This is a genomic window from Stenotrophomonas sp. 93052_Sma, from assembly GCF_056481145.1.
The window spans coordinates 3,502,088-3,524,248 of sequence record NZ_CM151134.1; the positions used below are offsets into that span (position 1 = coordinate 3,502,088).

A 22,161-nucleotide genomic window follows, 5' to 3' on the forward strand; every position below is an offset into this window, starting at 1 on the left:
GTACAAATGTCTGATTCTCTCGATATTGGCGTGGACGTGGACTCCAAGGAGTTCGTACCGGCAGTGGCCGACCGCAAGGCCGGCGACAGGATCGCCAACACCCGGGCCGGCATAGCCCAGTGGCTCAACACCTTGCCCCAGCGATGCCGGATTGGCATGGAGGCGACGGGGCGGTACTACGAGTTGTTGGCTCGGATGGCTGGCCAGGCAGGCCACGTTGTCTATGTGATCAATCCACGTCTGATCAAGCACTACGGCCGGGCGACGGGCTCGCGTGGCAAGACGGACGCCATGGACGCCGAAGCGATCGCCCGATACGTGAAGAAGGAGAACGATCGCCTGCGTGAATACGTACCGCGTACCGACGAGCAGCAGCAAATGCACGATTTGCTGCGCAAGCGGCAGACGCTGGTAAAGACACGCGCGCGGCTGGAGCAATCCTTCGGGGTAAGCAAAAGTGCCCCCGGGGAGCTGTCAGATCTGTTCTGCGCTCTGGCTGGGACGCTGTCCGAGCTGGAAAGCGAACTGCAGCGCTTGGGTCGCGATGGAGAGCATGGCACGCTCTACAAGCGCCTGTTGACCATCCTTGGTATCGGCCCCGCCGTCGCCGCTCACCTGATTTACTACATGACGCGCTGGCCGTTGGCCAACGCCAACGCGTGGATCGCCTGCACGGGCCTGGATCCCCGGCCCAACGAGTCTGGCGGCAGAACGGGACGGCGTCGGCTGTCCAAACAGGGCGCGCCAGTGCTGCGCCAGATGCTCTACATGGCCGCAATGGGGCTCAAGCGGTGTCGCCAGGGGCAACCGCTCTACGACGAGCTGTCAAAACGCGGTCACCCCAGCACCGCCGTCTTCAACATCCTGGCCAGAAAGCTGGCCAGGATCGCCTGGGGTGTCTTCAAAAGCGGCCGGGACTTCGATCCGGCCATGCTGAAGGTGGGTCAAGCCTGCTTCCAGCAGGCTTGACCACGAACATAGGATCTCGACTCTACAAAGAGCGACGGCCGAGCATGGGCTCGGCTCTGCAGCAACCGCAGGTCAGCGCATCAGCACCACTTCCTCGGCCGAGGTCGGGTGGATCGCCACGGTGTCATCGAACTGGGCCTTGGTCGCGCCCATCTTCACCGCCACCGCAAAACCCTGCAGGATCTCGTCGGCCGCTTCGCCCAGCAGGTGGATACCTACCACGCGTTCTTCCGGGCCGGCGCAGACCATCTTGAACAGGCTGCGCTGTGTACCGTTGGCCAGCGCCTGCAGCATCGGTCGGAAACGGCTGTGGTAAACGCTCACCTGGTCGAAACGCGCGCGCTTCTTCCTCGCTCATGCCCACCGCACCCAGCGGCGGGTGCGAGAACACCACGCTGGCCACGTTCTCGTAATCCATCTTCGACTGCGGGCGACCACCGAACAGGCGATCCATCAACCGTCGCGAAGCAGCCACCGCCACCGGGGTCAGGCCAACCTTGCCGGCGATATCACCCACCGCGTGCACGCTCGGCACGCTGGTGGTCTGCCATTCGTCCACCTGCACCTGCTGGTGCTCGCCGATGCAGATGCCGAGCGCTTCCAGGCCCAGATCACGGCTGTTGCCGCGACGCCCGGTAGCAAAGAACACCGCGTCGAACACACTGTCGAGCGGGCCGTCATGGCCGAATGCACGCACCCGTTCGCCATCGCGCTGCAGTTCGCGCAGGCGATAGCCGAAATGGATGCGCACGCCCTGCTGCTTCAGGTTCTCGGCCAGCTGATCAGTCAGCTCGTAGTCGAAGCGATCCAGCAGCCGTTGGCCACGCACCAGCAGGCTCACCTTGCTGCCCAGTGCCTGCAGCAGGCCGGCCAGCTCCACCGCGATGTAGCCACCGCCGATGATCGCCACCTCGGCCGGCGCCGCACGCAGGTCGAAGAAATCATCGGAGACCAGGCCCAGTTCCGCGCCGGGGATATCTGGACGCAGCGGGTGCGCGCCGGTGGCAATCAGGATGTGCTCGGCGCTGTAACGCAGGCCATCGCTGCAGGCCACGGTATGCGCATCGAGCAGATGGCCGCGCGCCGGAATGCGCACCACGCCGGTCTCATCCAGGCGTTTGTGGTAGCTGGTGTGGATGTTGCTGATATAGGCCTGCCGGTGGATCACCAGTTCCTTCCACGACAGCGCCGGGCGCGCCTGAACATCGAAGCCCATCGCACTGGCCAGGCCGATGCGCTCGTGCAGGTCGGCCGCCAGCCACATCGCCTTCTTCGGCACGCAGCCGACATTGACGCAGGTCCCGCCCAGCTCACCGGGCTCCAGCATTGCCACGCGCTTGCCATGCTGCGCGGCGCGGATCGCGCCGGCCAGGCCGGCGGAGCCGCCGCCAAGGACGATCAGGTCGTAATCATAGGATGCAGTGCTCATCGGAATCGCTCGGGTCGGTAAGGGGCAGGATCGATCGCTGGCGTGCGGCCGCAGACGAGATCGGCGATCAGCTGGCCGGTGCCGGCGCTCATGCTGATGCCGAGCATGCCATGCCCCGCTGCAAGCCAGACGTGAGGATGCGCAGGCGCGCGGCCGATCAACGGCACGTCGTCCACGCTCATGGGGCGCCACCCGCACCACTGCTCCTGCAGCTGCGCACCGCGTGGCGCCGCAGGTAGTGGTCGGCGGCCTGCTGCAGGGCCTGCAGGCGGGCCGTGCGCAGCTGCGGTTCGGCACCGGCGAATTCCATGGTGCCGCCCAGTCGCAACGCCTCGCGCCAAGCAATCACGAACACGGAATGGTCCTTCAGCACCACCGGGCGCTGCGGCACCTGCACCGGTCGCGACCAGGTCAGCGAATAGCCCTTGCCGGGCTGGATCGGCACGCGCAGATCCAGTTGCCGTGCCCAGCGCGGCGACCACGGTCCGGTGGCCAGCACCAGCTCGCGTGCGTGCAGCGTGCGTTCGCCGACGTGCACGCGCACACCCTGCGCGTCGGTGCTGAAATCCTGCATGTCCGCCTGCTCCTCGATCACCACGCCCTGTGCACGCAGCACGCGCGCCAGTTCGGCGGTGTAGCGGTCCGGACGCAGCTGCGCATCGCCGGGGAAGTGGATCGCGCCGGCAATGCGATCATGGAAGGCTGGATTGTCGCGCGCATAGTCAGCGCCATCGATGCGCGCCGTGGCGATGCCCTGCGCGTTCAGTGCCTCACACTCAGCGGCGTGGTGATCGAAATTGCGGGCATCGCCAAACACGTAGTCCAGACCGCGGGTATCGAATTCGCAGTCCAGCGCATGCACCTGCACCCACTCAGCCAGACGCAGCCGGGAATCATTCAGCAGCGCAGCGCGGGCGCGCGTGGCCTGCAGCCAGTCGCGGGCATTGCAGCGTGCGCTGAACTGCAGCAGCCAGCGCCACAATGCAGGGTCCAGTCGCGTACGCACGTACAACGGCGCACGCGGATCGAGCATCCAGCGCAGCGCGCAACGGTACACCAGGCGCTGGCAGCGGCGGCGCGTGGCTGGGGGTGATGGTGCCGCAGTTGCCATGCGAGGTCGCGCCGCCGACACGCCCACGGTCGATCACGCGTACCTGCCGGCCCTGTGCGCGCAGCGCGAGCGCGACGGCCAGTCCAATGGCACCGGCGCCGACCACGATCACATCCTCGCGCGCCCTGCATCGATCAGCCCTGCCCGGCCCCGCGCCGCATCGGCGGCCACTGCCGGTAGGTCATCGCACGCCACAGCCATTCCATGGGCCCGAAACGGAAGCGGCGCAACCAGGCCTGCGAAAGGGCCACCTGCAGTGCAAACAACAGCAGCGCGAACAGCAGCTGCACGCTGCGCGGCATCACCTCGAACCATCCCAGTCCGTAGTGATAGAAAAGCAGCGTGCAGACCAGCGACTGCGCCAGGTAATGGGTCAGCGCCATGCGCCCCACCGGCGCCAGCCAGGCCAGCCGCGTGCGCCAATGCACGATCCACGCCAGATAGCCCAGGCACATCGGCAGGCCGCCTATGGTCACCAGGCCCATCGCCGCCGTCACCGGAAGGTTGTAGGCGCCCGGTGCCAGGTAGGGTTTCCACGCAACGCCGATCAACGTGACCAGCAGGCCCAGCGGCAACGCGATCCAGCGCAGCGACGCGTACAGCCGCGGGAAGCGCTCCGGCGCCGTCAGCGCGCCACTGCCGGCGAACCAGCTGCCGATCAGGAACATGCCCAGCACTTCCGGGCCGGTGATCAGCAGCGCACCCATTGAGGTACCGAACTCGCTCAGGCGCTGCACATTGGCCTGCGCCCAACTGCCCTGCCCGTACACCTGCCGCTGCAGGTCGATGCTTCGCTGCGCCTCGGCAAGCATGCCCTGCACCTCTTCGGCCGAAGCCATCGACACCATCGCGCCGACCAGCAGCATCATCGCCACACCGCCGAGGTAGACCATCAGCCCCATCCACGGCAGCCAGCTGCGTGGCGCCTCGCGGCAGGCCAGCAGCGGCAACGAGATCAGTGCATACATCACCAGAATATCGCCGGACCAGACCAGCAGTGCATGGCACAGACCGATCAGCAGCAAGCCAGCGCTGCGGCGCAGGTAGAACGGGGTGAAGTCGCGCCCGGCGGCCTCAGCGCGCTGCGCCATCACCGCGAAGCCGGCACCGAACAGCAACGAGAACAGGGTGAAGAACTTGCCCTGCACGAACACGTAGACAAAGGCATCGGCCCAGTAGTCGATGCCCTGCCAATGCACGTCGATGCCGGTGAACGCCAGGTCCAGCGGCCCGCTGAAGGCCTCGATGTTCATCAGCAGGATGCCCAGCAGCGCAGCACCGCGCAGCACGTCAAGCACGGCGATGCGTTCGCCGGAAGCCACCGGCTGCAGGGAAGGAGAAGCGGCGTTCACAGGGCGTCCGTCGGGCAGGTCCGCCATTATGCCGCCGGCCTGCGCGCCATGGATGGCCGCGCCGTGTTCCACAAACGCAACGGCCCGCCGAAGCGGGCCGTTGCTGCCATCACGATCGCGCTGCGATCAGTGCTGGTGACCGCCGTCGCCGTGGACGTGGCCGTGGTCGATTTCTTCCTTGCCGGCTTCGCGCACATCGACGATTTCCACGTCGAAGTGCAGGTCCTTGCCGGCCATCGGATGGTTCAGGTCGACGTCGACGACGCTCATGCCGACCTTCTGCACGGTCACCGCACGCGGGCCGAAGTTGGTCTGCAGCACGACCTGCTGGCCCGGAGCCAGCTTGGTGTTGCCGAAGTGCTTCTTCGGCACGCGCTGGGACAGGCCCTCACGACGCTCGCCGTAGGCATCGGCAGCGTTGACGTCGACGCTGAAGGTCGCGCCGGCTTCCTTGTCCATCATGGCGTTTTCCAGGCCCGGGATGATGTTGCCGTGGCCGATCAGGATCGCCAGCGGCTCGCCGCGGTCCTTGGACGATTCGATCGGCTCCTGGCCGACTTCGGAAACGGTGTAGTGGAAGCGGACAACGCGGTCTTTTTCGATCTTCATGCGCAACTCTGTCTGGATCTGCCGGAGGCAGGCGGGTTGGGGCGGGTTGTCGCCCGGCGGGGACGCCGCCATCATGACGGCCAATCCTAAGGTGGCGCATTATCCGGAGATCATGCACATCACGCCAGTTTCGTCCGGCCTGCGCCGGCTCCTCGCCCCGGCCCTGCTGCTGGCCCTGCCCGTGCTGATGACCGCCTGCGGCGGCGGCAAGGCCACCCGACCCGCGCCGCCCCCGCCGACCGCGAACTGGCCGAAGACCGTGCCGGACAATCCCGAGGCGGCCAACTCGGTGCTGATGCGCGCCATCAGCCTGGTCGGCACCCCCTATCGCTATGGCGGCAATACTCCCGACTCCGGCTTCGACTGCAGCGGCCTGGTGGCCTACGTCTACCGCGAGATGCTGGACCTGAAACTGCCGCGCACCTCGCGCGACCTTGCGGCGGTACAGGGCCCGAAGATCGACCCGCAGCGCCTGGCCACCGGCGACCTGGTGTTCTTCGGCAGCCGCGGCAGCGTCACCCATGTCGGCATTTATGTGGGTGAAGGGCGCTTCGTGCACGCGCCGAGCACCGGTGGCACGGTCCGGCTGGACTCGCTCAGCGGTCCGTACTGGAAGGACCACTACACCGGGGCGAAACGCGTCCTTCGCTAAGATGAACAGGCGATATGTTCAAAATTGTGACGCACATCACCGTGCAACTAACGATTTACTAACGGAATTTTTAACTTATTGCCGCTTTTACAGGGCATGATGCCCCATCGTTTTTTTCCTGTGACCGACGCGTGACGACTGACGACCTGAAAAGCGAAGGCCAGACTTCCGTATCTTCACGTAGTGCCCGCCCGCTGTTGCTTGGCCTGGCACTGTGTCTGACCAGCCTTCCGGCCTGGTCGCAGACTGCTCCGAACCGTTCCGATGTGACCCCGGCCCCGGTGGCCGAGAGCACCGCCCGACCGGCCGCCAAGGCCGAGGCTGCCGCTCCGCAGCGCAGCCGCGTCGATGCCGCCGCCAGCGCCACGCTGGCCGCCCTGCTGCCGCACCTGGCCGCCAATGACACCATTCCGCTGATGGACCGCTCGGCCGTGGTAGCCGGTGATCTCAGCCGCCTGCTCGCCAACTACGACACCAGCAGCGCCGCCAATGGCAGCGTTGTCGGCACCGCCGCCGACAACGGCAAGGTGCAATCGCTGCTGCGCCGCGCGATGACCCTGCTGGGCACCCCGTACCGTTGGGGTGGCAGCAACCCGGACAGCGGTTTCGACTGCAGCGGCCTGGTCGGTTACGTGTTCCGCTCGGCCCTGGGTATCGAGCTGCCGCGCGTCTCCCGCGAAATGGCGCACGATGACAACGCCGAACTGATCAACGACCGCACCGCACTGGCTGCCGGTGACCTGGTGTTCTTCGGCCGCAAGGGCCGCGTCGACCACGTCGGCATCTATGTTGGCGATGGCCGCTTCCTGCACGCACCGAGCTCCGGCAAGGACGTCCGCGTGGACACCCTGCTCAGCGGCTACTGGGGCAACAAGTTCATGCAGGCCCGCCGGGTCGATCTCTGACCCGCTGGCGCCACCGCGCCGCCTGACACGAGAAAGCCGCTGCCCTGCAGCGGCTTTTTTGTTTGCGCCCCCACTGGGTGCCGACCTTGGCCGGCACTGCGCCACCTGCCCCAGTGGGTGCCGACCGTTGGTCGGCACTGCGGCCATCCACGCATGGCGTGGATCTACCGGGGACCTACCCTGATCGGCACCGCGCCAGTCAGCTCCAAAACAAAAAGCCCGCCGTTCAGGGCGGGCCTTTCATCTCCACGCAACCTCAGCCGCGTGGCGGTGTCGGGTCCGGATCGTCCACGCCCACGTTGCTGGACGGGTTGTCATACACCGCCTGGTCAAGCAGGCCGGTTTCCTTGGCCACGATCACCGGCACCAGCATCTGGCCCGTCACATTCGTCATCGTGCGCATCATGTCCAGGATGCGGTCAATGGCATACAGGTAGCCGATGGTCTCCAGCGGCAGGTTGGCTGCGCTCAGCACCACCGTGGCCATGATCACAGCAGTACCCGGCACGCCGGCCGTACCGAAGCTGCCCAGCACCGACGCGATCAGCACCACCACGTACTGCTCCGGGGTCAGCGGCACACCGCTGTACTGCGCGATGAACACCGCGCACAGCGCCGGATAGATCGCGCCGCAGCCATCCATCTTGATGCTGGCGCCCAGCGGCACCGCGAACGAACCATAGTCCTTGTTCACGCCCAGGTTGTGGGTGATCGAACGCAGCGCTACCGGCATCGCGGCGAAGCTGGACGAGCTGACGAAGGCAACCTGCATGCCCGGCGCCGCGCCACGGAAGAACTTCAGCGGGTTCAGGCCGTGCGCCAGCAGCAGTGCGCTGTAGACCACCACGATGTGCAGGGCGCAGGCCACGTACAGCGCCAGCACGAAATGCCCCAGCGGCAGCAGCTTCTCGAAGCCGTAGCTGCCGACCAGGCCGGCAATCAGGCCGAAGGTGCCGATCGGGGTGACTTCCAGCACGAAGCGGGTCACCTGGATCATGATGTCGCTCATCTGGCCGACCAGCTTGCGCGCCTCGGTCACCTTCTCGCCCAGCTTGACGATGGCAAAGCCCACCAGGCCGGCGAAGAAGATCACCGGCAGGATCGAGCCGCGACCGGCAGCCAGCACGGTTTCCCCGGCCGCATTGACCTTGGTGCCGATGCCCGACAGCGCGTAGAAGACATTGGCCGGCACCACGTCCAGCAGCACCTGCACCACGCTGGGCACTTCACGCGGCACGTAGTTGCTGGCCATCGACAGCTGCAGGCCACCGGCGCCGGGCTGCAGCACGGTACCCACGCCCAGCCCGACGCACACCGCCAACGCAGCGGTGATCACGAACCACAGGAAGGTGCGGCCACTGAGCGCGGCGACGGACTTCTGTCCGTGCAGCGACGAGATCGCGTTGATGACCGCGAAGAACACCAGCGGCACGGCGATCATCTTGATCAGGGTGACGTACAGTTCACCGAGCGGGCCGAACCACGTTTCCGCGGCCGGGCCGAGCGCCCAGCCGGCCAGCGCGCCGAGCACGAAGCCACCGACCACGCGCTGCCAGAATGGAATCCGCAGCCAGGCAGAGACCAGCTTCATAGGCAATCCAGAGGGGAAGGAAGGGATGCTGGCACGATAGCCCATGGCGGCCCGCAGAACGACCGCCCGGCCGGCAAATCAGTGTGTCATCGGCGTGCCTTGCGAGGGCGGGCATAATGAACGTCCCGTTACAGTTTGTGAGATCCCAGCGTCCATGCGCCGTTCCGTCTCCCTGTTGGCCGCCTGCGCCACCACCCTGCTGCTGGGCGCCTGCGCCAGCACCACCCCCGCGTCCGCCCCGGCCGGCCTGAAGGTCGCCGTCGACCCCGTTGCCCATCCGGCCGGCGAGACCCCGCAGTGGTGGTACCGCAGCGGCGCCGCCCAGGCCGCCGCCAACGGCGCGATGTCCGGCAAGGCCAAGAACGTCATCCTGTTCCTCGGCGACGGCATGAGCCTGACCACGGTGGCCGCCTCGCGCATCTACGAAGGCCAGCAGAAGGGCGGCTCGGGTGAAGAGAACCTGCTGTCCTGGGAGCGCTTCCCGGCCACGGCCTTCAGCAAGACCTACAACACCGATTCGCAGACCCCGGATTCGGCCGGCACCATGACCGCCATCACCACCGGCGTGAAGACCCACATGGGCGCGATCGGCGTCAGCGCCGGCAGCCGCACCGACTGCGCCGACAGCCTGTCCAAGGGCCTGCTGACCTGGCTGCAGCTGGCCGACAGCGCCGGCCTGGCCACCGGTGTGGTGTCCACCGCACGCCTGACCCATGCCACTCCGGCCGCCACCTACGCGCACTCGCCCGAGCGCAACTGGGAAAACGACACCGACCTGACCGAAGCCGCGAAGGCCGCCGGCTGCAAGGACATCGCCCAGCAGCTGCTGTCGACCTCGCGCTACGGCCGTGGCCCGCTGGTCGCCCTCGGCGGTGGTCGTGGTGAGTTCACCACCGTGGAAGAGCGCGATCCCGAGTACGACGACAAGGTCGGCCAGCGCCTGGACGGCCGCAGCCTGGTGCAGGAATGGCAGCAGGCGCATCCGCAGGGTGCCTACGTGTGGAACAGCAAGCAGCTGGCCGCCGCCGCGAATGCGCCGGCCATCCTTGGCCTGTTCGAGCCGGACCACATGCGCTACGAGTACGAGCGCCCGCAGGATCCGGGCGGTGAGCCGAGCCTGGCCGAACTGACGGCGGCAGCCATCAAGAACCTGGCCAAGCACCAGGAAGGCTACGTGCTGATGATCGAAGGCGCGCATCGACCACGCCAACCACAGCGGCAACGCCTACCGGGCGCTGACCGAGACCGTGGCCCTGTCCGACGCGGTGCGCGTGGCCAACGAACTGACCTCGGCCGACGATACCCTGATCATCGTCACCGCCGACCACTCGCACACCCTGAACTTCGTCGGCTACCCGGCGCGCGGCAACCCGATCCTGGGCAAGGTGAAGGACAAGGGCGGCGAAGATGGCGCCGGCAAGCTCGACTACGCGCTGGACGGCACCGGCCAGCCGTACACCACCCTGAGCTACGCCAATGGCCCGGGCCATACCGGCAGCAGCAACCAGCAGCCGGCCGGTCCGAAGCGTTACCCGCACAACCCGAGCAGCTTCGAACCGGCCAACGGCCGCCCGAACCTGCGCGAGGTCGACACCGAGCATCCGGACTACATGCAGGAAGCACTGGTGCCGATGAAGTCCGAGTCGCACGGCGGCGAAGACGTCGGTATCTGGGCACGCGGCCCGGGCAGCAAGGCGATCCGCGGCACGCTGGAACAGAACGCGATCTACCACATGATCGTGCAGGCCACCCCGGCCCTGCGCGAACGCCTGTGCCAGGCCGGCACCTGCGATGACAAGGGCGTGCCGGTGCAGCTGCCGGCGCCGACCGCATTCGAGCGCAAGGCCGAGGCCAAGTGATCGTGAGGCAGACCTACCCTGCTCCTGCCAGCGGCCGCTTCGCGCGGTCGCTGGTCCTGCTTGGCGTGCTGGTCAGTGCCAATGCAGCGGCACAGACATCGGCGTGCAAGCTGCTGACCGACGAACACGGGTTGTGGCCGCTGCCCAACTGCGAAGTGGTCGATCACCGGCCGAAGATCAGTGCCGACACATTGAAGGACCTGAATTACGACGACCATGGCCTGGCCGTGGTGTACGCCGACCAGGGCTTCCACTACGTCAACCGCAAGGGCCGCAGCCTGCCGGTACTGACCTGGGACAACGGTCCGGAAACACCGCAGGAAGGCCTGCTGCGCGCCCGCGTCGGCAACCGCGTGGCCTACTTCGATCTGAAGTTCCGCCAGGTGGTGCCCGGCACCTTCGATTTCGGTTGGCCGTTCCAGGATGGCGTGGCCGAAGTCTGCAATGGCTGCCGGCGCGGCACGCCGGATGCCGATGGCCACACGCCGATGGAAGGCGGAGAGCGGTTCCGCATCGACCGTTCGGGCCGTCGGGTGAAGTAGGGTTTTCGGCAGGGCTGCGCCCTGCACCTGCAGACGCAACGGCAACGGCCGAAGCAACAGCGTGCATTCCGTGGGATGGCGGGTCACTGTGGGTTTGCGGGGACGGCGCAAGTACGTCCATGTAGCCTTGATCGCCGCATCCATGCGGCTCACACCCCGCAAACCCACACCGCCCCACCTCTGACAGATCTCCGCGGCTGTTGGTAGGTGTCGACCTTGGTCGACACATCTGTCAGATATCGAATGAGTCATCCACGCATGGCGTGGATCTACTGTGTCGACCAAGGTCGACACCTACCAAAGCGGTGCACGACGCCGTTCTGGCAGATCGCGGCATTCTGTCGAAGCCGGGGTGGGTCCGGTTGCGGGGGCGTGAGCCGCATGGGCCCGAGGCATGCCTCGGGCGGGTTGGGCAGGACGCCCGACCCCGGTCTTGCCGTGTGCGCAGGACTGCGCACACGAGCAAGCGGCGACCGAGCTTACATGGGTGAGGGCGCTTTGCTTGCGAAGCACTGCTTCGCAAGCGCCCGAACGCACAGCCGCCAGCGGCTGGGCCGGGCCCCGGAGGGGGACTTGCAGCGGCCCCCGCAACCGGGCCCACCCCGCCAACCCTCAGGAAACCCGCTTCTGCTGTTGCTTCGGCCGTTGCCGTTGCTTGCGCGTCTGCGGGTGCAGGGCGCAGCCCTGCCGACCAACCCTATACTTGCCGCCGTGACTGAATTTCCTGCCCTCGTTCCGCTGGATGCGCCGCTGCTGGTGGGCTACAGCGGTGGTGTCGACTCCACCGTGCTGCTGCATTGGCTGTGGCGCTGCGCGCAAGCTTCCGGCACGGCGCTGCGCGCGGTGCACGTGCACCACGGGCTGCAGCCCGATGCGGATGACTGGGTGCTGCACTGCCAGCAGCAATGCGACGGCAGGGGCATCGAACTGGCCGTGCACCGCGTGCAGGTCGAGAACGGCACAGGCCTGGGCACCGAGGGTGCCGCGCGACTGGCACGACGCGCCGCGTTCGCGGCCGAACTGCGCGACGGCGAAACCCTGGCGCTGGCACAGCACCAGGACGACCAGGCCGAGACCTTCCTGTTGCGCGCCCTGCGCGCTTCCGGCGTCGATGGCCTTGCAGCCATGTCCACATACAGCCGTCTTGGCGAACATCCCTTGTGGCGCCCGCTGCTCGCGGTACCACGCAGTGCACTGCTCGACTACGCGCGCCAGCACGCGCTGCGCTGGATCGAAGACCCCAGCAACGCGGAAGACCACGCCGATCGCAACTTCCTGCGCCTGCAGGTGTTGCCGTTGCTGCGCCAGCGCTGGCCGCATGTGGCTGCAGCATTGGCGGGCAGCGCGACGCATTGCCGGCAGACCCGCGAACTGCTGGACGAGGAAGACGCCGAGCTGATCGCGCATGTGGAAGTGGCACCGCGCGTGCTGTCACTGGAACTGCTGCGCCAGATGTCGCCGCGCCGCGCGGCACGCGTGCTGCGCGCGTGGGTGCTGGGCCATGATGCGGCACCGTTGCCGGCCTCGGTGTTGCAACAGGCGCTGGAGGAGCTGTTGCCGGCCGACACCGACCGCCAGGCGCGTGTGCGCTGGCAGCAGCACGTGATCCAGCAATGGCGCGACCACGCCTACCTGCTGCCGGCCCGGCTGCCCTCGCTGCCCCTCGACTGGCAGGCCGTGTGGGATGGCCGTGCACCGCTGCCATTGCCCGACGGCGGCCAGCTGAGCCTGCTGGGCGCCGGCGCTTTCGAACAGCCACTGCAGGTCCGTGCACGCGTGGGCGGCGAGCGCATCCTGCTGCCCGGTCGCCAGCATTCGCACGCGTTGAAGGACTGCCTGCAACGCGAACACCTCGCCCCCTGGCGACGCGCGCAGCTGCCGCTGATCTTTGATGGCCCGCAGTTGCTGGCCGCCGCCGACGTGGTCATCGCCGCACCGCTGCAGGCCTGGTTGCAGGCGCATGGCGCGCAGTTGCAGTGGCGCCCGGGCGGCTGGTGAATTGACCCCCGCGCGCGGCCCGTCCACACTTGCCGCATGGCCAAGAAGTCCCCCGAAAACGCCTCCCCGGTCGCCCAGTTCGAGCAGTCGCTCGAATCGCTGGAGCAGCTGGTGGAGCAGATGGAAACCGGCGAGCTGAGCCTGGAAGCTTCGCTCAGTGCTTACGAACGTGGCGTCGGTCTGTATCGCCAGTGCCAGCAGGCGCTGGAGCAGGCCGAGCTGCGCGTGCGCCTGCTCAGCGATCCGGCGCAGCCGGAAGCCTCCGAGCCTTTCGATCCGCCCAGCCATGACGGCTGAGGCCCTGTTCGCGCGCTGGCGCGACCGTATTGAAAGCCAGCTCGACGCCGCACTGCCCTCGCCTGCCGAGGCACCGCAGGGCCTGCACCAGGCCATGCGCTATTCGGTGCTGGGCGGTGGCAAACGCATGCGCCCGCTGCTGGTCTACGCCAGTGGCCACCTGTTCGGTGCGCAGCCGGAAAGCCTGGATGCGGCCGCCATGTCCGTCGAACTCATCCACGCCTACTCGCTGGTGCATGACGACCTGCCGGCAATGGATGACGACGCGCTGCGTCGCGGCAAGCCGACCACCCACATCGCCTTCGACGAAGCCACCGCGATTCTGGCAGGCGACGCGCTGCAGACGCGTGCCTTCGGCCTGCTGGCCGATGCACCGCTGCCGGCCACGCTGCGCGTGGCCTGCCTGCAGACCCTGGCCCACGCTTCCGGCGCCGCTGGCATGTGCGGTGGCCAGGCGCTGGATATCGATGCCACCGGCCAGCAGCAGACGCTGGCGGCATTGACCCGCATGCATGCCCTGAAGACCGGCGCGCTGATCCGTGCGGCGGTGCGCATGGGCGCGCTGTGCGGCCAGGCCCACGAACCGCAGCTGGCCCAGCTCGACAGCTTCGCCGATGCACTCGGCCTGGCGTTCCAGGTGCGTGACGACATCCTCGATGTCGAGGCCAGTTCCGAACAGCTGGGCAAGACTGCCGGCAAGGACCAGGCACAGGACAAGAGCACCTTCCCCGCCCTGCTTGGCATGGACGGTGCGAAGGCCCAGCTGCACGAACTCGCCGCACGCATGCAGTCGATCCTGGCCGGCCATGGCGAGGAAGCCGATGCGTTGCGCGCGCTGGCGACGCTGGCGGTCGAACGCGATCATTGAGTGCTGCGCGCTCGCCGGGTACCGCCCGTCACTCTCCGCACATGAAAACGCCCGGCAATGCCGGGCGTTTTCAGTTCCGCATGTGGCCGATCTTACTTGACCAGGCGCAGCGCGAACGGGTAGCGGTAGGCTTCGCCGTTGTTCGCCTTGACCGCGGCGATGATGCAGAACACCAGGTTCAGAATGCCGACGATCGGGGCCAGGATGCCACCGATGATCACGATGGTCAGCACGATGCAGATCAGCATCGCGATGGTGATGGTGATCTGGAAGTTCAGCGCTTCCTTGGCCTGGTCGGTCACGAAGGCCTTGCTGGCGTCATCCTTGTTGATCAGCCAGATGATCAGCGGGCCGATGAACCAGGTGAAAATGCCCAGCAGGTGCGCAGCCAGCGCCATGGTGCGCTGGTCGGCCGGGGCCTCGGTGGTGGCCGGCGGCGGCGGGACGTTATCGAATTCGCTCACGACAAAACTCCTTTTCATTGGGTGGTCTTGACCCACCAGCACCAAGCTGGTTGCGTCAGGCGGGCATAGCTTACGCCATCAATACCATCAATCATTACCGGCGATGGTCATCCGCCCCAGCAGGATCGAACCGGTCCGGACGTGCGAGCGCGGGTCGACGTCGCTGCCGACCGCTTCGATGCTGCTGAACATCTCGCGCAGGTTGCCGGCGATGGTGACGCCATCCACCGGGTACTGGATCTCACCATTCTCGACGCGGAAGCCGCCGGCACCGCGCGAGTAGTCGCCGGTCACCCCGTTCACGCCCTGCCCCATCAGTTCGGTCACCAGCAGGCCATCGCCCATCTGCCGGGCGATGTCCTGCAGGGAACCCGCGTTGGCGGCCAGCTGCAGGTTGTGCACGCCACCGGCATTGGCGGTGGTCTGCAGGCCCAGCTTGCGTGCCGAGTAGCTGCCCAGCACATAGCGCTGCAGCACGCCGTCACGGACCAGGGCCGAAGCACGCGTGGCCACGCCGTCACCGTCGAAGGCGGCCGAGCGCAGGCCACGGCGCAGGTGGGGCAGTTCCTCGATCTGCATCCAGTCCGGGAACAGCTGCTGGCCAACGCTGTCCAGCAGGAAGCTGGCCTGGCGGTACAGCGCACCGCCGGACACCGCCGACAGCAGGTGGCCAACCAGGCTGCGCGCTACTTCCGGGGCGAACAGCACCGGCATGGTGCCGGTGGCCATCGAGCGAGGCTGCAGGCGGGCGACGGTACGCTCGGCAGCACGACGGCCGACCAGGCCCACGTCTTCCAGGTCCTCCCGGGCCAACGCGCTGGTGTACCAGCCATCGCGCTGCATGCCATCGCCCTGGCCGGCGATCAGCGCACAGCCCACCGAATGATGGGTGCCACGCTCACGGCCGAAAAAGCCATGCGAATTGGCGTACACCGACAGGCTCTGCATGCTCGACACCGAGGCGCCGTCGGAATTACGGATCTGCGCATCGGCCTCACGGCCTGCGTTCTCGCAGGCCAGGGCCAGGTCCACCGCCTCGTCGGCCTGCAGCGCCCAGGGGTGCCAGGCATCCAGATCCGGGAAATCGGTGGCCATCAACGCGGCCTCGGCCAAGCCGGCAGCCGGGTCATCTTCGGTGTGCCGGGCGATCGCACAGGCCTGCTCGACCGTGGCGGCAAGGCTGGCCTCGTTCAGGTCGCCGGTGCTGGCGCTGCCCTTGCGTTGGCCGAAATAGACGGTGACGGCGATACCGCGGTCACGGGTGGACTGCACGGTCTCCACCTCGCCAAGGCGGACATTGACCTCCAGGCCACGATCCTCGCTGCAGCTGACCTCGGCCTGGCTGGCGCCCAGCGCACGGGCGCGGTCGAGCAGCTGCTGGGAGAGGTCGGCCAGCCGTTCCAGCCGGGCCAGGCTGTCGTCGCCGACAGCGACTTCAGGGGCGATCACGTTCAATGCTTTATCCTGTACGGGTTGGGCCCGGCATCACGCCGGGCGACTTTTTTTGAGATCAGGTAGGAACGATGCGCGGACGCGACGAAGAAACCGGTGAATTCCACGACAAGAGCCGCAGCCAGAACCGGCGCGACGCGCTCGACGTCCTGGCCCTGGGCGAGAAGCTGGTGTCGTTGACCCCGGCCCAGCTGGCACGCCTGCCGATCCCGGAAGACCTGCTGCCGCATATCGCCGAGTGCAAGCGCATCACCGCCCACATCGCCCACAAGCGCCAGCTGGCGTTCCTGGCCAAGCACATGCGCCGCGAAGAAGACGCCACGCTGGATGCGATCCGCGATGCGCTGGACGCCAACAGCGAAACCGGCCGCCGCGAAGTGGCGATGATGCACCGCGCGGAAGACTGGCGCGAGCGCCTGCTGGCCGAGGGTGACAAGGCGCTGGCTGCACTGCTGGACGACTACCCGCAGGCCGACCGCCAGCAGCTGCGCACGCTGGTGCGCAATGCCCAGGCCGAAAAGGCCAGGAACAAGCCGCCACGCGCCTACCGCGAAATCTTCCAGGTGCTGCGCGCCCTGATGCTGCCGGCCGCACTGGGCCTGAAGGCCAGCGCCGAAGACGCCGACCCCGTCGACAGCGACGAAGCCGACGAGGACTGAGTCCGCGCCGGCCTGGGCGGTGGCGCTGGCCATCGCCCGGCTCAGGCCTGGGTACCGCCGACGGTGATGCCCTCGATCAGCAGCGAGGGCTGGCCGACACCCACGGGCACGCTCTGCCCGTCCTTGCCACAGATGCCCACGCCCTCATCCAGGGCCAGATCGTTGCCGACCATGCGCACCTTCTGCATGGTTTCCGGACCATTGCCGATCAGCGTCGCACCCTTCACCGGCGCGGTGATGCGGCCATCCTCGATCAGGTAGGCCTCGGTGGCCGAGAACACGTACTTGCCGCTGGTGATGTCGACCTGGCCGCCACCGAAGTTGACTGCGTACAGGCCCTTCTTCACCGAACGGATCATTTCCTGTGGGTCGTGCTGGCCGGCGCGCATGTAGGTGTTGGTCATGCGCGGCATGGTCAGGTGCGCGAACGATTCGCGGCGGCCGTTGCCGGTCGGCGCCATTCCCATCAGCCGCGCATTGAGGCTGTCCTGCATGTAGCCGACCAGGATGCCGTCCTCGATCAGGGTGGTGCACTGGCTCGGGTGGCCCTCATCGTCGATGTTCAACGAACCACGGCGTCCGTCCAGCGTGCCGTCATCGACGATGGTCACGCCCGGGGCGGCAACGCGCTCGCCGATGCGGCCCGCGTAGACGCTGGTGCCCTTGCGGTTGAAGTCGCCTTCCAGGCCATGGCCGACCGCTTCATGCAGCAGCACGCCGGGCCAGCCCGGACCAAGCACCACCGGCATCACCCCGGCCGGTGCCGGAACGGCGTCCAGGTTCAGCAGCGCCTGGCGCAGCGCCTCGCGGGCAAAGGCCTCGGGGCGACCGTCCGCGAACAGCTCCTCATACCCGTAGCGGCCACCACCGCCGGCATAGCCGGACTCGCGGCGGCCGTTGTGCTCGACGATCACCTGCACGTTCAGGCGCACCAGCGGGCGCACGTCAGCGCCCAGCACACCGTCGCTGCGGGCGATCAGTACCGTATCGACGCCGCCGGACAGGCTCACCATCACCTGCTTCACGCGCGGGTCGGCGGCGCGCAGGTAGCCATCCAGGCGCTTGAGCACCTCGACCTTGGCCTCGTTGCCGATGCCATCGATCGGGTCCAGCGCCGGGTACAGCGCGCGCGTTGCCGCGCAGCAGCGACCGCCCGGACTGGGCGCCACCTTCACGCGAGATCGCACGCGCCGACTGCGCCGCCGTCAGCAGCGCATCGGCATGGATGTCGTCGGAGTAGGCAAAGCCGGTCTTCTCGCCGGAAATCGCCCGCACGCCCACGCCCTGCTCGATGGAATGGGCGCCGTCCTTGACGATGCCGTCTTCCACGCTCCAGCTCTCGCGGCGGGCATGCTGGAAATAAAGGTCGCCGAAGTCCACACCGGGGCCGAGCAGCTGGCCGAAGGTGCGCTCCAGGCCAGCGGTATCCAGGCCGCCGGGGCGCAGCAGGCGGTCTTGAGCAAGCGTCAGGGCGATATCAGTCATGGTTCTCGATCTGGGGATGCGGGGGCGCTCAGGCAAGCCCCGTGAACAGGAAAGCCGCGCTCAACGCGAGCGCGGCAGGCCGGTGACGGTCGGCGGAATGGCCGGCGCCGGTGCCGGTACGGGTGGCGGAGCCTTGTCGCGGCTGCGCTCGATCACTTCCACCTTCGGTTCCTTCCATGGACCGGTCACCTTGTAGGTACGGGCGCCAATCTCGCCCAATGGCTTGGACAATACCGCATTGGTGGCCGCGCCCAGCGCCGCCCCCACCGGGCCACCGGCGACCGCACCCACCACGGTCAGCAGATTGCCTGCACGCGGGTTGACGTCGATGGTCTGGTCGAACTGCTGGTTGCGCAGGTCGGCCTGGCCGCGGATGGTGATGTTGGCTGCCGGGCCTTCGATCAGCACTTTGTCGGTGCGTGCCATGCCCTGGCCGAACTGCATGCTGCCGTCGATCTGGTTGAACGCGAAGCCCTTGGAGAAGAAGTCGCGGAAGTCGAACATCAGGCGCCGCGGCAGCTGGGTGACACTGAGCAGGCCCAGCACCCGGCCAGCGCCCGGTTCCAGCTCCAGCAGCTGGCCGTTGCGGGCGTGCAGGTCCAGGCGGCCCTGCAGGTTGCCCAGCTGGAAGTCCGACGGCCCCCCACTCCACGTGGCCTGCAGCTGCGCCTGGCCGGAACCGCCACGCAGCTGGCCGCCGTAGTCGAGGTTCTGCATCAGTCCGCCCAGGTCCTCGCTGCGCACCTGTGCGGTCAGCTCGGTGCGGGCACCACCGGTGCGGCCCAGCCAGCGACCGCTGATGTCGATCTCCTGGTCGGGCGCACGGAAGCGCAGCTCGTCCACGTTCAGGCCATTGGCCAGCGGCCGCGTACGCAGTACCGCCTGGCCCAGCATCACCTTGCCGAACTTCAGGTCGGCGATGTCCAGCGCGAACGGCGGCAGCTTGGCCGGGTCCATGTCGTTGGCGCCGGCCTGTACCCGTGCCGGTGCGGCCGATGCACCCGGAGCCGCCGGCAGGGATTGCCAGTGCACGCGGTCGAGCTGGCCACTGATGGTGCCGCCGTCTGCATTGGGGACGGTCAGGCGCCCGGCCAGCGACGGGCCGTCCAGGCGCACATCCAGTGCCTGCGCGCCCGGGCGCAGCTGCAACCGGGTCTGCTCGAACACGCCACCGATCAGCTTCAACTGGCCGACCTGCACGTCCACCGCACGCAGCGGCATGGCGTCGTCATCACTGCCACCCCGCGCCAGACTGATCCACTCCAGAGCGTCCAGGGTCGGACTGCGGCCATTGACGGTCAATCCGCTCGGCGGCGGCTCGCGGTCGACATGGTCGCTGCCCAGCGTCACCTGCACACCGGTCTGGTTGTTGTGGCTGCGTGCGGCCAGCGCCAGGCGCTGGCCGAACGCAACGTCGATGCGGCCGGCCCCCATCGGCAGCTGTGCAGCCACGGTGGTCGCCAACGGCTCGGCAGCCGGTTTGTCCAGCGGCGCCGGCAGGTCCAGCCGGGTCCCGACCAGATCGGAGCTCAACCGCAGCTCGCTGGGCGGCGCAGGCGCCCCTGGAGCGACCTTGGGCAGGCTGACCGCGATGGTCCACGGCGAGGTTCCGGTGATGTAGGGCTTGAGCCAGGCCATCTCCGGCGCGCGGTCGATCAGCACGCCAGCATCCAGCGTGGCCGACAGCTGCGATTCGAAGGCCAGTCTGCTGTCGTGCACGTAGCCACCGGCACGCAGGCTCAGGCGACCGTCCTGGCCAAGGTGGCGCACCGACAGTGCCTCGGCATCGAAACCGCCATTGCTGTAGCGCGCCTGCCCCTGCATGTTGTCGAAGGCGAGCTGGAAGCGCTTGTCGACCAGCTTCACGCCGGCCAGATCAACCGTCCCCTGCAGGTGGCCGCCACCTTCATCGTGGTGCAGTGGCTGCAGCAGATCGAAGGTCACATGCGCCGGGCCGGCAGCAGTGAGGTTGTCCAGGGTGTCGCCATAATCCTTGTGCAGCGGGCTCTGCCGCAGCATCGCCAGCAGCTTGCCCGCCTCGCTCTGCGCATCGGCGCGCACATACAGCGGCTGCTGCCCGAAATCCGGAATGCCCGCCTCGAACTTCTGCACCGCCACACCGGCCAGATCGCCGCGCCCATGCATGTCGAAGCCGGGGCCGATGAAGGCGATATCGGCGTCGACCTGGCTCATCAACGGCCAATCGTGCTGGAAACGGATGTCACCGTTGGTGATATGGCCGGTGGCCTCGAAGCGGCCATCGTTGTTGTCGAACGGCCAGTCGTCCAGGTCGCCACTGACCAGGCCGATGCCATTGCGCACCTGGCCGCCGGCCAGCGCCATGTCCAGCCAGTCGGTGGCGCCCTTGCTCATCTTGGAGTGGATCCAGAAGCGCTTGGCCGCGGTCATCGGCACGTCGTCCAGCTTGGCCGCCAGCTGCAGCCACGGCCGCGTACCGTCGCCCTGGAACCAGACCCCGCCGCGCACGTCGGCCGCATAGTCGGTGCCTTCCACGCGCATCGCCGCAGTACCGATACGCCAACCACCGCCCTCGTCGCGCCAGCCCACCACCTGTCCCGCCAGATGCAGGTCATGACGCACACCAAAGCCGGTCGGCCAATCGAACTGCAGCTGCCGTTGCGGCTGCAACTGCAGGCTGAAGCCATCCGCGTCGCCTTCGAAGCGCCCGCCCAGGCCGCGCAGGCCGGGCGAATTGCCCACGCTGGCGAAGCCCAGCGACTGCAGTTCGCCCTGCGCCCACAGCGGGCCATCGCGATCGCCCGCCAGCTGCAACTCGCGCACATCCAGCTGCGGCCTGGACAGGAACAGCCAGCGACGCAGGGCCGGTTCGAGACGATCGCTCAGGGCCAGCGCACGCAGCGCGGTGCCGGCCTGCACTTCGCCAGAACGGACCCGCAGCTGCTTGCCAAGCTGCAGCTGCAGGCCATCGAGCTGCTGCTCGCCCTCTTCGGTTTTCAGGCGCAGGCGCGGCACCTGCAACGCCCAGCCATCAGCCTGGCGCTGCCAGCGCAGGCGTGCCTGCAACCGCTGCAGCTGCAGCTGCGGAGCCGCCATCGAGGGCATCGGTGCGCCATCGATGCGGACATCACGCAGGTCCGAATCGGTGGTCACCGCCACCGGCGCGAAATCGCGCAGGGTCAGCCACAGGTTGAGTTCGCCCTTGCCTTCGCGCAGGCGCACACCGCCGGCCGCCAGCAGCGGCGACCAGGCATGGAAATCGACCGGATCGGCGCCCAGCCAGGCCTGGCCATTGCCGCGCACGCGGTCCACGTCCAGCACCGCCGTCAACGGCAGCGCTTCGGTCTGGGCCCAGGCACGCACGCCTACACGCAGGCGGTCGCCGTTGACCCGCAGGCGCACGTCGATGCGTGGCAGCGTGGTGTCGATCCCCAGCCCCGGCGCATGCACGCCCAGGCGGCCTCCGATCACCTGCAGCTCGCCCAGCCGGCGCAGCGCATCCAGCGGGTCCCCGCCATTGGCGGCCTGCGGCAGGCCGCGTACCGACCAGCGACCGTCCTCGCCCTGCTGCAGGTCGAGCGCCAGGCCACGCAGGCGCAGCTCGGTCAGCGACCGGCCAGGCAACAGGCCGCTGTACATCGATACCAGCACCTCGGCCTCGCCGATCGCCAGGCCCTGGCCGGCGCCGATGCGCAGGCCCTTGAGCTGCAGCAGCGGACCACGCCGGGTCCAGGCGGTCTGCAGCTGGTCGAAACGCACCGGCTGGCCAGCACGCTCGCTCAGCCAGGCGGCAATCCTGTCGGGATGGCGCTCAGCCAGCGGCAGCAGCTGGCTGAAGGTGCCCACCAGCAGTGCAAGCCCGACCAGGCCTACCGCGCAGGCGGCAATGAAATGACGGCGGATCCTTCGCAGTCGCAGGCGCGGCGGCGCGCTCATCGGC

14 protein-coding genes and 4 pseudogenes are annotated in these 22,161 nt (G+C 67.8%); 9 read left to right on the forward strand and 9 right to left on the reverse strand.

Going from position 1 to position 22,161, the window contains the following annotated elements; genetic code table 11:
* The first annotated feature begins 63 nt into the window (after window positions 1-63).
* Window positions 64-969 (forward strand): IS110 family transposase, encoded by a 906-nt coding sequence (locus ACZK2V_RS16525; protein WP_486322593.1) that lies wholly within the window; start codon window positions 64-66, stop codon window positions 967-969.
* Window positions 970-1,041: 72 nt separating this feature from the next.
* Here ACZK2V_RS16525 and gorA read toward each other — a convergent pair.
* The 4 genes and pseudogenes from gorA to ACZK2V_RS16545 all read right to left on the reverse strand — a co-directional run bounded on the left by gorA (window position 1,042) and on the right by ACZK2V_RS16545 (window position 5,470).
* Window positions 1,042-2,398: pseudogene (gene gorA / locus ACZK2V_RS16530) on the reverse strand (glutathione-disulfide reductase).
* Window positions 2,395-3,621: pseudogene (locus ACZK2V_RS16535) on the reverse strand (NAD(P)/FAD-dependent oxidoreductase). Before ACZK2V_RS16535 ends, gorA begins: the two co-directional pseudogenes overlap by 4 nt.
* A gap of 22 nt (window positions 3,622-3,643) precedes the next feature.
* Window positions 3,644-4,888: a DUF418 domain-containing protein gene (locus ACZK2V_RS16540; protein WP_486322594.1), complete on the reverse strand. Its 1,245-nt coding sequence runs from the start codon at window positions 4,886-4,888 to the stop codon at window positions 3,644-3,646.
* Between the two features lie 99 nt (window positions 4,889-4,987).
* Entirely contained in the window at window positions 4,988-5,470 is a 483-nt protein-coding gene (locus ACZK2V_RS16545) for an FKBP-type peptidyl-prolyl cis-trans isomerase (RefSeq protein ID WP_049398704.1), read from the reverse strand.
* A gap of 73 nt (window positions 5,471-5,543) precedes the next feature.
* Here ACZK2V_RS16545 and ACZK2V_RS16550 point away from each other — a divergent pair, with 73 nt between their 5' ends.
* Window positions 5,544-6,122, forward strand: coding sequence for a C40 family peptidase (locus ACZK2V_RS16550; RefSeq protein ID WP_065428014.1), 579 nt, complete (start codon window positions 5,544-5,546; stop codon window positions 6,120-6,122).
* Window positions 6,123-6,253: 131 nt separating this feature from the next.
* Window positions 6,254-7,027 carry a C40 family peptidase gene (locus ACZK2V_RS16555; RefSeq protein ID WP_005414115.1) on the forward strand — a complete coding sequence of 258 codons (774 nt, stop codon included), beginning with the start codon at window positions 6,254-6,256 and terminating at the stop codon, window positions 7,025-7,027.
* A 256-nt stretch (window positions 7,028-7,283) separates the two neighbouring features.
* On the opposite strand, the gene ACZK2V_RS16560 is transcribed toward ACZK2V_RS16555, so the two are convergent.
* Entirely contained in the window at window positions 7,284-8,618 is a 1,335-nt protein-coding gene (locus ACZK2V_RS16560; RefSeq protein ID WP_046988032.1) for a dicarboxylate/amino acid:cation symporter, read from the reverse strand.
* A 154-nt stretch (window positions 8,619-8,772) separates the two neighbouring features.
* Between ACZK2V_RS16560 and ACZK2V_RS16565 the strand changes: the two are divergent.
* The 5 genes and pseudogenes from ACZK2V_RS16565 to ACZK2V_RS16585 all read left to right on the forward strand — a co-directional run bounded on the left by ACZK2V_RS16565 (window position 8,773) and on the right by ACZK2V_RS16585 (window position 14,182).
* A pseudogene (locus ACZK2V_RS16565) lies at window positions 8,773-10,477 on the forward strand (alkaline phosphatase).
* Window positions 10,474-11,019, forward strand: coding sequence for a WG repeat-containing protein (locus tag ACZK2V_RS16570; protein ID WP_201117015.1), 546 nt, complete (start codon window positions 10,474-10,476; stop codon window positions 11,017-11,019). The pseudogene ACZK2V_RS16565 and the gene ACZK2V_RS16570 overlap by 4 nt, the downstream one beginning before the upstream one ends.
* 711 nt (window positions 11,020-11,730) lie before the next feature.
* Window positions 11,731-13,017: a tRNA lysidine(34) synthetase TilS gene (gene tilS, locus ACZK2V_RS16575; RefSeq protein WP_486322595.1), complete on the forward strand. Its 1,287-nt coding sequence runs from the start codon at window positions 11,731-11,733 to the stop codon at window positions 13,015-13,017.
* A 36-nt stretch (window positions 13,018-13,053) separates the two neighbouring features.
* Window positions 13,054-13,314, forward strand: a complete 261-nt coding sequence (locus tag ACZK2V_RS16580; RefSeq protein WP_005410522.1) for an exodeoxyribonuclease VII small subunit — start codon at window positions 13,054-13,056, stop codon at window positions 13,312-13,314.
* Entirely contained in the window at window positions 13,304-14,182 is an 879-nt protein-coding gene (locus tag ACZK2V_RS16585) for a polyprenyl synthetase family protein (protein WP_486322596.1), read from the forward strand. Before ACZK2V_RS16580 ends, ACZK2V_RS16585 begins: the two co-directional genes overlap by 11 nt.
* 92 nt (window positions 14,183-14,274) lie before the next feature.
* On the opposite strand, the gene ACZK2V_RS16590 is transcribed toward ACZK2V_RS16585, so the two are convergent.
* A complete protein-coding gene (locus tag ACZK2V_RS16590; protein WP_014038018.1) occupies window positions 14,275-14,646 on the reverse strand; it encodes a DUF4870 domain-containing protein in 372 nt (123 codons plus the stop codon).
* Window positions 14,647-14,733: 87 nt separating this feature from the next.
* Window positions 14,734-16,101, reverse strand: coding sequence for a metalloprotease PmbA (gene pmbA, locus ACZK2V_RS16595; RefSeq protein WP_201117027.1), 1,368 nt, complete (start codon window positions 16,099-16,101; stop codon window positions 14,734-14,736).
* Window positions 16,102-16,169: 68 nt separating this feature from the next.
* On the opposite strand from pmbA, the gene yjgA reads away from it, so the two are divergent.
* The gene (yjgA, locus tag ACZK2V_RS16600; protein WP_049398682.1) at window positions 16,170-16,757 is read left to right on the forward strand and encodes a ribosome biogenesis factor YjgA; all 588 of its coding nucleotides are present in this window, start codon (window positions 16,170-16,172) and stop codon (window positions 16,755-16,757) included.
* A 41-nt stretch (window positions 16,758-16,798) separates the two neighbouring features.
* Here yjgA and tldD read toward each other — a convergent pair.
* Both tldD and ACZK2V_RS16610 read right to left on the reverse strand, forming a co-directional pair.
* Window positions 16,799-18,242 (reverse strand): annotated as a pseudogene (tldD, locus tag ACZK2V_RS16605) (metalloprotease TldD).
* Window positions 18,243-18,302: 60 nt separating this feature from the next.
* Window positions 18,303-22,157, reverse strand: a complete 3,855-nt coding sequence (locus tag ACZK2V_RS16610; protein ID WP_486322597.1) for a YhdP family protein — start codon at window positions 22,155-22,157, stop codon at window positions 18,303-18,305.
* Between the last annotated feature and the right edge of the window lie 4 nt (window positions 22,158-22,161).

What these genes read in the sequence shown, in the direction of transcription:
- ACZK2V_RS16610 (WP_486322597.1), bottom strand. Translation starts at nt 22,157, where the DNA reads ATGAGCGCGCCGCCGCGCCTGCGACTGCGAAGGATCCGCCGTCATTTC.
- ACZK2V_RS16580 (WP_005410522.1), top strand. Translation starts at nt 13,054, where the DNA reads ATGGCCAAGAAGTCCCCCGAAAACGCCTCCCCGGTCGCCCAGTTCGAG.
- ACZK2V_RS16550 (WP_065428014.1), top strand. Translation starts at nt 5,544, where the DNA reads ATGACGGCCAATCCTAAGGTGGCGCATTATCCGGAGATCATGCACATC.
- ACZK2V_RS16585 (WP_486322596.1), top strand. Translation starts at nt 13,304, where the DNA reads ATGACGGCTGAGGCCCTGTTCGCGCGCTGGCGCGACCGTATTGAAAGC.
- ACZK2V_RS16545 (WP_049398704.1), bottom strand. Translation starts at nt 5,470, where the DNA reads ATGAAGATCGAAAAAGACCGCGTTGTCCGCTTCCACTACACCGTTTCC.
- ACZK2V_RS16540 (WP_486322594.1), bottom strand. Translation starts at nt 4,888, where the DNA reads ATGGCGGACCTGCCCGACGGACGCCCTGTGAACGCCGCTTCTCCTTCC.
- yjgA (WP_049398682.1), top strand. Translation starts at nt 16,170, where the DNA reads ATGCGCGGACGCGACGAAGAAACCGGTGAATTCCACGACAAGAGCCGC.
- ACZK2V_RS16560 (WP_046988032.1), bottom strand. Translation starts at nt 8,618, where the DNA reads ATGAAGCTGGTCTCTGCCTGGCTGCGGATTCCATTCTGGCAGCGCGTG.